Consider the following 12,720-nt stretch of genomic DNA (forward strand, 5'->3'; position numbering starts at 1 on the left):
ATGGATGAATATTATAGATATTGCTTATTATACAATAAAAAGAGTTCTTAAAGATAGAAAATCAAATATTGTAAAAATATTTGTACCAATAATAGCAATAATAATTTTGGGAGCTGCTTTGAAGGGATCATTTGAAGTTTCAAGTATGGATATTATTGAAGTAGGATATTTGAATCTTGATGAAGGTAGTACCGGTGATACAGTAATTGAGATGCTCAAAGAAACCGAATCCATTAACAAATTAATTCATTTGGTTGAAGTATCATCTATAGAGGAAGCAGAAGAAATGGTGATTAATGATAAAATTTCATCTTTTATAGTATTAGATAAATATTTTACTAAGAAAGCACAATCAGAAGAAAAAAACGCTATAAAGATATATTCAAGTGAGTATTCAGACTATCGATTGACAGTTGTACAAAACATTATGGATTCCTATGCCAATATATATAATACTTCAGTAGCAGTGATTGGAGTAACTAAAAATCCAGTAGAATTTGATACAACAGAGGTTGTGAAAACAAATAGTATTTCAATTGATGGTAAAAAACCTAAAGCAATTGACTATTATGCGGTAACCATTCTTGTCTTAACCCTCCTTTCTGGTGCTGCATATGGATGTGAGTTAGTTGGTGAGGATTATATTGATGTTATGGGTAAAAGAATTAGAAGTACTCCGGTCAATCCGATTCATCAATATGCAGGGAAGATGATTGGAGCTTGCTTGTCAAATTTTATCCAGGGATTAGTAATGGTTTTATTTACTAATTATATTTTAGATGTAAATTGGGGGAGTAGCCTATTGCCAATCATTGGATTTACCTTCTTGGCATCTATGTTTGCAACAGCAATGGGAGCAATGTTTTGCATTCTTTTTGGAGATATCAATCGTGCTGGTGCATTAACGAATCTGCTTGTACCTATTTTTACGTTTATTGCGGGAGGTTATATAAAGATTGATTTTGGTAATATCAAATATTTGTCTCCTAGCCAATGGGCACATACTGCATTTTTTAATACAATTTATGATGGGGACAAAAATCTTGTGCTTATGAGTGTGTTGATGCTATTTGGAGGAACGCTTATTTTATCAACTATTTCAATTATTGCAGCAAGGAGGCGAAGTATTTGACAATATTATTTAGTAATATTAAACGTATTTTCAAAAACAAATTAAATTTAATATTTATGCTAGTTATTCCAGTATTATTGACAGTGGTTGTAATTGTTGGATCTTCTGGTGGTGCGGTATATAAAGTAGCTTATATTGATAAGGATAATACTAAACTAACTGAAATGTTTTTGCAAGAGCTCCAAGCTAAGTCAGATACAATTAAATTAGTTGAATGTAAAGAAGAAGACATTCAAAATTCTTTAATAAATAACCAGTTTGATTGCAGTATTATTATCGAAAGTGGGTTTACACAACAGGTTATTGAGGGTAAGGAGGCACAAGTTGACTTTTATTGTATAGAAGGAACAAATGCAACTGAGCCAATTAAAATTTCGATAAGTAGCTTTTTTAATTCAGTGAAGACAATAGGTAATTCCGCTCAATCAGACGAAGAAGTTTTTTACGCTTGTATGGAAAAGTACTTAAATGGCTCAATTCAAATTGAAAACTTAAAGTTCGGTGGTCAAGAGGAAGGAACACAGAGAAGAACATTATCAATTGGATTTTTTGCAATGGGTCTGATGCTGTTAATGATGTCAGCGACTACTTTAATTCTTAAAGATAAGGAATCAAATGTGTTTACAAGAATTGCCACAACACCAGTGTCTTTGAAAAGTTATTTCATACAAAATATCTTGAGTTTTATCCTTGTTTCATTAATACAAATTGTAGTTGTCTTACTTATTTTATGGAAGGGATATCAGATGGATTTCTCAGGTGTATTCCTACAATTAGTATTATTGTCCTTATTTTTTGCATTATCATGTATATCTATAGGTATTATTATTTCAAGATATGCAAAGAAGTCATCGCATGTTAATGCTTTTGTAACGTTACTGACAATGCCTATGCTAATGTTAGGAGGATGTTTATGGCCATTTGATTATATGCCAAGTACACTTCAAAATATTGGGAAATTTTTGCCGACCAGATGGTATATGCAAGCTGCAACCAATGTTCTTGAAGGAAAAAGCTTATCCAGTTGTTACATTCAAATGCTGTTATTGTTGTTTTCTTCAATTATTATGCTAGTTTTAGCATTTGCAAAAAAAGTTAATGCAGCGGAGTAAGAAGTACAGAAGTAACGAATTGTCTTGATGCTAATTGCAAAGGATGGGTGAAGCGCATGAAAAAAATAATGTTTGTGAATCTATATGATTTTACAAGCTTAAAGAGAGTTCAGATTCCTTTGGGAATTCTTTCGCTATATTTCATTGTAAAAAAAAGTGATAAATATGACGTTGAGATATGTGACTTTAACGATATATATTATGAAGGTATTTTGAAAGATGAGTCTTTATTAGTTAATATCGAAAATATGTCAAACTATATTATACAAAAGAATACGGACCTAATCAGTATCTATACAATGTGCAATAATTATCATATCGCCGTCTACTTAGGAAAAAGGATTCGAGAATTACAACCGAATATAAAAATAGTATTCGCAGGTCCGCACGCAACTATGGTTGGAAAAGAAACATTAATGGATTTCTCGTTTGTTGATTATGTTGGACTAGGAGAAGGCGAAAAAACTATTATTAAGTTAATGGACGGTATATTCAATAATGATGTTGATACAGTGAATGGTATTGCATTTAGAAAAGGTGATCAAATCATATGTAATTGGGATAGAAAAGATGTTGTTGATCTTGAAGATATTGCAGTGATTGATTTCAATAAAATAGGAAATGAAAATGATAAGATACAAGCTATGAAATCACTTGATATTGAAGGAGGGAGAGGTTGTCCGTTCCGCTGTGCATTTTGTTCGACGCAACAATTTTGGGGAAATCATTTTAGAGTTAAAAGTGTAGATAAAATTATCTCTGAAGTTGAGTTTTATATGAAATCATTAGGGATAAATGATTTTAATTTTCAGCATGATTTATTTACATTTAATGAAAAGTATATCTTTGATTTTTGTGATGAATTAATTCGTAGAAACTTAAAGATTACATGGAAATGTAGTGCCAGAATTGATACGGTAAACAAAGATATACTAATGAAGATGTCAAAATCAGGTTGTGTTGGTATATTCTTCGGCATAGAGACTGGCTCAAAGACCGTTCAAAAAGCAGTTAATAAGAATTTAAAGCTGGAAAAAGTGGATGAGGTATTGGCTGGCTTAATAGAAAGTGACATATCTGCTGTTTTCTCATTTATTTATGGATATCCGATGGAAAATGAATCTGACCTAAATGATACGTTATATATGATATATAAAATTAGGAAAACTGCCACGAATAGAAAATCAAAATCAAAATTTCTCATAGAATTATGGCCACTGGCATTTTTGCCTGGTACTAAAATGGGGGAAGACTATTTTGATGAATTAGCATTCAACGAATACCGTGGAATGGATTTTAATAATAGTGACTATACAAGATGTAAGGAAGTTGATGAGTTAGTAAAAAATCACAAAAAGATATTTCTTAGCTATTATAACATTAAAAAGAATGGGACGAAAGAAATACAGTATTTGAATGTATTTATTATGTATTTGTTTAACTTTTGCTATTCTTTTATTTATGAAGCAGTTGACTTACTTATAGAGGAATTCAATAATGATATCTTAAAATTATACTATGCTATTTTTACAAATAATTCGGAAAAGATGATAAAATTCTTTAAAAATAAGACGGTTGGTGGTGTTTTACCAAAACATGATGAAATAGGAGAGTTTTTTGATATTATTCGTAACTATGTAGAAAATAGTGATTTGTATATAGAAAAAACCGGAATGTATCATCGGATTATGGAATCACTAGGAATGTTTGATTCTCTTTTCAAAGTAAAATCACAAAAAAAGCAATTCAAATGTTATGGAATAGAGTTATACGATTTGCTTTTGTATAAGTATCCTCAACTTTCCTTATCCGTTTCTAAGGGGATGTCTACATCTGAAATATATAATAATGTTGCTTTTCGTGGATTTGCTATACAGGAGAAGCAGAATAATTTTATGACCTCGGATAATGACTTTCTAATACATTCCAGTTTTGAGGGCAACCCAATTGAATTGCTGTACCTGCATAACAGACAAGATTTTGAACGATTTATTCAGATAATGGCGTATCGATGTGAACCTGTTACGATATCGAATAAATCGAAGGCATTTTCATTAACAGAAGTAATCAATTGGGGGAAGATAAAGGTACATAAGAAAGAGTATCTTAAATTAGGTGGAACAGAATGGAAGAAAGAGCTTGATTCTTTTATGAGTAATCGAAAGAATTACACTGAGACAGTGATTGTTATAGGTGGGGAAGTGGAAGAAGAGTATGAAGATATTTGTGAAAAGTCTGAACGAAGCGAAAAAATCAGGAATTATGCCAAAATCAGATTATTTAAGCAGCTTGCGAGTTTTATATCTATTAAGAAAGCTATTAAGAAGAAGATAGGTATAGAAAATCGATTACTAAATGATTGTATTAGCTTAGTATGTGTGACTGGAGAGTATGACATAGAAATAGCAAAACGATTGATCGGTTATGGAAAGGAACAGGGAGATGACAATTCAGGAATGACAAAATACTTGGTTGATAGTATGTCAATGGAGGAGTTACAAAATCAAGTGGCTTGTTATATGGAGCAATTGCAGAACTTATTAAGTAAATTTGATTATCGTTCTAGCGGGACAGATGAATTGACAGAGTATTTATATACACATATATAGTTAAGTAAAAGAGGAGAAGAAAAAATACTGTTTCGTTTTTTCTACTCTTCTTCTTACTATTTGATATGGTACTGTTGAAACTTATGATTTGCGAAAGGAGTATATGTATAATTATACTTGTACATAAAAAATGGTAATGAGAGAATACACAAAGCAAAAACATCTAATATATAGTATACAAAAAAATAATTATCCTGGATTAATAGAGGAGGATTGTTTTATTGGTTTTCCTGCTGATTATTCCTTAGTTCAAGAGGTTTCTTTAAGTAAGAAAATATTTGAAAAAACGTTGGATAAAGGTTTATGTGAAGCAATAGATAAGTTTCATGAAACAGTAAAAGTATCAAAGAAGAGCATCTTTTTATCGGCACTAATGATTCTATTAAATAATTATACAAGAGAATCTAAAGTCATCGTGCATAGTCCGATAGAGGACTGGTCGAATGTAGAAGTAAAGAACTTGTATGATTTTGTAAGTAATGTACTTGTTTACAAAGTAAGTATGGATAAAAGCAAATCCGTTAACAATACACTATGTGATGTCTCAGATATTATTATGGAGGCAAATCAATATCATAAAGAATTTATTCGGAATATAGATAATAGAAGTGAATTAGATGTGCTTATGGTAGATAAACAAATTCTTACGGTTCAATTTATCTATAGCGATATACATAATGCCAATACTGATACAAGTGATAAAAAAGAAAACCCCTTGTATGCGGACATAACGTTATGTGTAATAGAAAAGGGAAATGAAAATGAGGTGTATATACAATATAATAAAGAATTATATATGGACGTGACAGTACAGTATATACTTAATCATTATGTAAAAACTCTACATGAAATTATTGATAAAAGTAATAGTAGCGTAGGAGATATTGATATCATTACAGAGGAGGAAAAAAATAGTATTCTGAATTATTATAACAATACAACACTTACCTATCCAGACGATATGACAATTCCCGAACTATTTGAGAGACAGGTTGCTTTATGTGGTAATCACACAGCTGTTGTTATTAATAACGAGTCCGTTACGTATCAGGAGTTAAATCAAAAGTCAAATTGTATTGCTTTTCAACTTCGGACTGTAGGAGTACAAGCGAATGATATTGTAGGTATTATGGTTGACAGAAGCATAAATATGATTGCGAGTATTATTGGAGTATTGAAATCAGGCGCAGCTTATTTGCCGATTGATCCAACATATCCAGCGGAAAGAATAAAATATATTCTATTAGATAGTAAACCGAAGCAAATTATTACGGATTATTATAAGGAGCAAATACCAAGTAATATACAAATTATTGATTTAAAAAATAAAGATTTATGGAATAATGGTGGCGAAAATTTCAAGATCGCTAATTCTCAAAATGATTTAGCATATATTATTTATACATCAGGTAGTACGGGGAAACCCAAAGGAGTTATGGTTGAGCATAGAGGGGTAGTTAGTTTGAAAAGCTTCTTTTGTCAGGAATATAGAATTACAAAGGAAGATAAAATTCTACAGTTTGCCAACATATCTTTTGATGCTTCTGTATGGGAAATTACTATGGCATTATTGAACGGTGCTACTTTAATTTTAGTACCAACAGATACAATTGCAGATACAGAGAAATTTGAGCTATATTGTAAAGAAAAGAAAGTTACGGTAGCTACACTTCCGCCGATTTATTGTATGGCGCTAAAGAACTTTGCAGTAAGGTTGTTAATAACTGCCGGTTCAGAGGCGAATGAAAAATTAATACATAAGTATAAAGAGTGTTGTCATTATGTTAATGCTTATGGACCAACAGAAACAACAGTTTGTGCAACTCATTGGAGATATGATGAAAAAGAAGCATGTTCAGGAAACATTCCTATTGGTAAGCCAATAGCAAATACACAGGTATATATTTTAGATAATGATAAATTATGTGGAGTTGGAATACCTGGTGAGATATGTGTTTCAGGCGTAGGAGTTGCTCGAGGATATATCAATCAACCAGAACTTTCCAATCAGAAATTTATAGAAAATAAATTTGGTAGTGGGAAACTATATCGAACAGGAGATCTAGGTAGATGGCTTCCAAATGGGAATATAGAATTTATTGGAAGAATAGATATGCAAGTTAAGATTAGGGGATTTCGAATTGAGCTGGGTGAGATTGAATATGCAATTCGAAAAAATACAAGCATTAATGATGTCGCAATATTCACGCACAAAGATACGAATGGTGAGAATGTAATTTATGCATGTATGGTAGCTAATTGTATATTAAATATGGAGGATATGCGCGATTTTTTGGAGAAAACATTACCATATTATATGATTCCTAATCATATGATACAAGTTGAAGCAATACCAGTAACACGAAATGGAAAAATTGATAAACATGCTCTGCTTAATAACATGCGTAGAGATGATCGAATATATGAACCGCCAACCACAGAATATGAGAAACTAGCATGCCAGTGTTTTGAGGAAATACTTAAATTGAACAATGTTGGTATAAACGAGTCATTTTTTGAACTTGGTGGACATTCTATTGGCGTGGGCATTCTGGTAAATATGATTGAAGAGAAAGTACAAATTCGCTTACTTAACAAGGATATTTTTAAAGAGAAAACGCCTGCGAGAATAGCAGCATTGTTGGAACAAGGGAAAAAAGTTTCATACAATCCTATTACAAAAGTTGAGAAACAAGAATATTATCCTATAACATCACCTCAGCAACGATTATTTATGGTAGCACAAATGGATGAAACAGGTATCGCATATAATCTTCCTTGTGTATATAAAGTTAATGGGTTATTAGACAAATTACGGGTACAAGAAGCTTTAGAAGATATCGTTCAACGAAATGAGATATTCCGAACATGTTTTCATATTATTAATGGGGAAACAATGGCACATATTAAAGAAAAAGAAGAGATATGTCTTACTTTCATGAATTTAGAAATGAACAGGATAGACGATATTATGCTTACATTTAATCGCCCATTTAATTTGAATAAGGATCCATTAATGCGTGTGCTAATAGGATATACTGCTGATAATACAAGTATTGTATTTTTAAACTTTCATCATATTATAATGGATGGCATTAGCATGAATATATTTTGGAGGGAATTTACAAGGCTATATAATGGAGAAAAGCCTACTTCATCAGATATTCAATTTAAGGATTATGCCGCTTGGATAAGGAAAGAAGAGTTCATTCATGAAAATTTGTATTGGCGTGAGAGGTTATCAACAGAGGTGGAACCGTTTAATTTACCGGTTGATTATCAGAGACCGGCATTACAGAGTTTTGAAGGAAGATCTATATCAGAATACATGTCTATTGATAATGTTGACAATATTCATGAACTTGCGAAAAAAACAGGTTGTACAGATTTTATGATTTATATGAGTGCATTAATGTTGCTATTGAGTAAATATTCTGGTCAGGAAGATATTTTAATAGGAAGTGTCGTTTCGGGAAGAACCCATAAAGATCTGGAGTCCATTATGGGAATGTTTGTGAATACGATTATTTATAGAGGACACTGTAAAGAAAATCATAGTTATCTCGACTTTCTTTTTGAATTGCAACAACAGTGTATAGAAGTGTATGATAATCAACGATTGCCTTTTGAACAAATCGTTGCTTTATCTGGTGTAAAGAGAGAATTATCTCATAATCCACTCTATGATGTTATGTTTGTATTTCAAGATTATAATGAAGAAATACCGAAATTAGATGGTATGAGCTGTCATGAGCTTGCTAAAGATGAATGGAATAAATCATGTAAAAATGATCTAACAGTAATTATTCACAAGGTTGATAGAAGCTATCGTATTACATTTGAGTATTGTGATAAGCTGTTTTCTGAATGGAATATGCAGTATATGCTAGCTCATTATATTGAGATATTATCGGAAATCACACTGTATAGCGATAAAACATTAGGAGAAATTAATGGAGTCAATACCTTCGAAGAAAAAAGAATAATTCATGAGTTTAACAAAGCCTGTAGTGCTAATTACGAAGAGAGTAGTATTCAGAAGGTATTTGAAAACATTGTAGAGAAGCAACCAAATCATATTGCATTAGTTTTCAAAAATAAAAAGCTTACTTATAAAGACTTGAATGACAGGGCGAATGCAGTAGCAGAAGAGTTACAAAATCGTTCAGTTACAAAGATGGATATTGTGGGTATAATGGCAGAACGTAGTGTGGAAATGATTATAGGAATTCTGGGCATCATTAAGTCTGGTGCAACATATATACCAATTGATCCAGGTTATCCCAAGGAAAGAATTAACTACATGATATCAGATTGTAAACCTAAGATTATCTTGACTTATCATGTGCAAATTGATTCAGAAGTTCCAAGTTTACGCTTAGAGGAAATGTATCATTTGAAAACAACAAGAAATGTTATTGGAAATGCTGGGTTATCAGATTTAGCATATATCATATACACATCAGGAACAACAGGCAAACCTAAAGGGGTTATGGTAGAAAATAAAGGGGTTGTTAATCTGGCAAACTTCTTTCAAAGCAATTATCATATTGATAAAAATGATAATATATTACAATTTGCCAATATTTCCTTTGACGCAAGTGTATGGGAAATAACTATGGCTTTATTAACAGGAGCTACATTAGTCGTGTTGCCACCCGATTTAATGATGGACACAGAAAAATTCGAAGAGTATTGTCAGACAAATAAGGTTACAGTTGCTACGTTACCTCCACAATACTATTTATCACTTAAGAACTTTGAACCACGTTTACTAATTACTGCAGGATCAGAGTCAAGCAAAAAATTACTAAATAAAATTCCAAATACAGTTCAATATATCAATGCGTATGGACCAACAGAAACAACTGTATGTGCTACGCATTGGAAATATACAGACAAGGCATTTGATCGGAATAGTGTACCCATTGGTATACCAATTGATAATACACAAGTATACATATTGAGCAATAACAAATTATGTGGAATTGGTATCCCAGGAGAAATATATATTGGTGGCATAGGTTTAGCAAGAGGATATCTAAACCAAATAGAATTAACCAATAAAAAGTTCATAAAAAATCCATATGGAGAAGGGAAAATCTATGCTTCGGGTGATATAGGACGTTGGTTACCAGATGGTAAGATCGAATATCTCGGACGAGTTGATGAGCAAGTTAAAATTCGTGGATATCGAATTGAATTGGCTGAAATTGATAGTGCTATTAAGCAATGCTACGGAGTGGAAGATGCCATTACAATTGTTACTGAGGATTTTTCCGGTGATAAAATAATATGCTCGTATTATGTATCGGAGAGTAATATTTCAAGTAGTGAAGTAAAGCAACAAATAAAAACTATTTTACCAACTTATATGATACCAGTGCATATTATACAGACTAAGTCAATTGTATTGAATCGAAATGGAAAAGTTGATAAATCTAAATTACAGAAGCCTATCTACGTAGAATCGGATGAAATCATAACTTTTAGTAACGAGGAAGAACGTATCTTATTAAGGGCATTCCAAGACGTGTTGCAGTGTAGCGCGGTAAGTACGAAAGACGATTTCTTTGATTTGGGAGGAGATTCTATTAAGGCAATACGATTAGTATCCCAAATACGTGAAGATGGGTATTCAGTGACAGTGAAAGACATCATGTTGTATAGTACAGTTTCTGAGATTGCAAAACATATGGAAAAACAGGGGAAAACTCAAAACGTAGAAGAGAATGTTAATGGAGTATGTCCATTATCACATATTCAAAGGAAATTTTTTAAGTGGAATTTAAAAAACAGAAATCATTTTAATCAATCCATTATGTTAAGAACTAAGAAGTTAGACAAGCAGGCTTTGGAAAGAGTTCTTCATGCAATTGTAGAAAAACATGATATGCTTAGATCTACGTATCAAGGAGAGGAACAAGTAATCATGCCTGTTGAGGAAGCAAATTTATATGATATAGAGTATCATGACATCTCATCGTATAATAAAGAATCACAGAGTGATATTATTGAAAAATTATGTGAAGTAATACAAAGTTCGATAAATATTTTAAGTGGACCATTAATGAAAGTGGGGATTTTTACTGGTAAAGAAGAAGATTATGTAATGATTGCCATACATCATTTGGTTGTTGATGCAATTTCGTGGAAGATACTATTAGATGATTTGAATAGGGGATACAGTCAAGTAATCATGCAACAAAGCATACAATTAACTAAAAAAACAATATCCTATAAATCGTGGATTTTGCATGTCAACGAGTATGCAACTAATACAGGATTTGAAAAAGAAAGGAAATATTGGGACAAAATCAAGAAGTCTGCAGAGTTGTTCTATGTAAAGGATGATTGTTTTGTGTTTAATGCTTCAACAAACCGCGCTCTGTCATACAAGAAGAGTGTTGTCAATTCTGAACTGACAAATAAACTGACACATAAAGCGTTAAAGAAATATTCAACAAAAGTAAATGATTTATTACTTACTGCTTTGGCGCGAACTCTGTATCACGTCACACATAATTCTAATATAGTGATATCGTTAGAAAGTCATGGAAGACATGATGTCGGAAAGAACGTTCAAAATGATGGAACAATTGGCTGGTTTACTAATATTTATCCTGTAGAAATACCAGTAAAGGATTGTATCAAAGACGATATTATCACGACAAAAGAATGTCTACGTTCTATTCCTAATAACGGTATGGGCATTAGCTTACTAGAAGATTATGATTCTTTGATAACAGATGTAATTTTTAACTATTTGGGAGAGTTGAATTACAAGGAAGCGGATAAGGAAAATAAACTAGTAGTAGTCGATATGTCAACTGGAAAAAACATAGCAGATGATAATTTAATGGTATATGGAATAATGATTGATGCTCAAATTGTCAATGAAACAGTAATAATATCACTTCAATACGACAATGGAAGGTATAGTGATTGTTATATTGACAACTTTTTAAGTCACTATAACACGTGTTTGCAAGAAATAATAGAACATTGTACCAGTGACGAAGAAATAATTAAGACGGTATCTGACGTTGGTGCTAAAGACTTAGAGGAGTTTGAACTAGATGAATTAAATAATTTACTGGAGATGTTAAATTAGGAGGAGCTATAATGCTTAAATTGTACTGCGTACCATATTCGGGAGCATCTGCTACTATTTATTCCAAATGGACTAGAATAGTTAATGAAGGAATTGAAATAGTGCCTTTAGAATTAGCTGGTAGAGGAAGAAGAATGAAAGACGATTTTTATAAAGACGTTGATGAGGCGGCTGAGGAACTATCAGAGATTATTATTCATGATGCAGGTGATTGCGATTATGCCTTTTTTGGACATAGTTTAGGCGCCAGAATCATTTATGATGTTTACTATAAACTAGTTGATAAGGGATTTCGTTTACCAATAAAAATATTCTTTTCTGCTTCAAAGGCACCACAACTTCTCTGTGGCGAAACTAAGAGATATCAATTACCGGATGATCAATTTATTAATGTTGTACTTAATTATGATGTAAATACAAAAGCCGTATTTGAAAATAAGGAGTTATATGATATCTTTGTTCCATTAATACGGGCTGATTTTCGCATTTATGAAGAGTATAAGTTTGATAATCGAGAAGATAAGATTGTGGTTCCGGTAGTTGTATTCTATGGTGAAAGTGATGATACGTTACAAATTACAGATATAGAATCGTGGAGAGAAGTAACTAGTGGAGAATTTAAGTTGATTCCATTTGAAGGAACACATTTCTTTATTAATGAAAATGTAACAAAAGTAGTAAATGTAGTTAATGAGGAACTTATGCAAGTTATTGGTATACTTTAATGTCAATAGAGTAGGGGAGGTCGTAAGT

At 31.9% G+C, this 12,720-nt stretch carries 5 protein-coding genes; all 5 read left to right on the plus strand.

Annotation, left to right across the window (positions count from 1 at the left end; all coding sequences use genetic code 11):
• Positions 1–4 precede the first annotated feature (4 nt).
• The 5 genes from BUB90_RS11045 to BUB90_RS11065 all read left to right on the plus strand — a co-directional run bounded on the left by BUB90_RS11045 (position 5) and on the right by BUB90_RS11065 (position 12,692).
• Entirely contained in the window at positions 5–1,132 is a 1,128-nt protein-coding gene (locus BUB90_RS11045; RefSeq protein WP_073287642.1) for an ABC transporter permease, read from the plus strand.
• Positions 1,129–2,244 carry an ABC transporter permease gene (locus BUB90_RS11050; RefSeq protein ID WP_073287644.1) on the plus strand — a complete coding sequence of 372 codons (1,116 nt, stop codon included), beginning with the start codon at positions 1,129–1,131 and terminating at the stop codon, positions 2,242–2,244. The genes BUB90_RS11045 and BUB90_RS11050 overlap by 4 nt, the downstream gene beginning before the upstream one ends.
• A 56-nt stretch (positions 2,245–2,300) precedes the next feature.
• Positions 2,301–4,853, plus strand: a complete 2,553-nt coding sequence (locus BUB90_RS11055; protein WP_073287646.1) for a B12-binding domain-containing radical SAM protein — start codon at positions 2,301–2,303, stop codon at positions 4,851–4,853.
• A gap of 136 nt (positions 4,854–4,989) precedes the next feature.
• Positions 4,990–11,967: a non-ribosomal peptide synthetase gene (locus tag BUB90_RS11060; RefSeq protein ID WP_170865479.1), complete on the plus strand. Its 6,978-nt coding sequence runs from the start codon at positions 4,990–4,992 to the stop codon at positions 11,965–11,967.
• 11 nt (positions 11,968–11,978) lie between these two features.
• The gene (locus tag BUB90_RS11065) at positions 11,979–12,692 is read left to right on the plus strand and encodes a thioesterase II family protein (RefSeq protein ID WP_073287650.1); all 714 of its coding nucleotides are present in this window, start codon (positions 11,979–11,981) and stop codon (positions 12,690–12,692) included.
• Positions 12,693–12,720 lie beyond the last annotated feature (28 nt).

The sequence above is a fragment of the Anaerosporobacter mobilis DSM 15930 genome (genome assembly GCF_900142955.1).
In the GTDB taxonomy this organism is placed as follows: domain Bacteria; phylum Bacillota; class Clostridia; order Lachnospirales; family Lachnospiraceae; genus Anaerosporobacter; species Anaerosporobacter mobilis.

Excerpts from the sequence above, each read along its gene's own strand:
- BUB90_RS11045 (WP_073287642.1), top strand. The coding sequence starts at position 5 with ATGAATATTATAGATATTGCTTATTATACAATAAAAAGAGTTCTTAAA.
- BUB90_RS11055 (WP_073287646.1), top strand. The coding sequence starts at position 2,301 with ATGAAAAAAATAATGTTTGTGAATCTATATGATTTTACAAGCTTAAAG.
- BUB90_RS11060 (WP_170865479.1), top strand. The coding sequence starts at position 4,990 with ATGAGAGAATACACAAAGCAAAAACATCTAATATATAGTATACAAAAA.
- BUB90_RS11065 (WP_073287650.1), top strand. The coding sequence starts at position 11,979 with ATGCTTAAATTGTACTGCGTACCATATTCGGGAGCATCTGCTACTATT.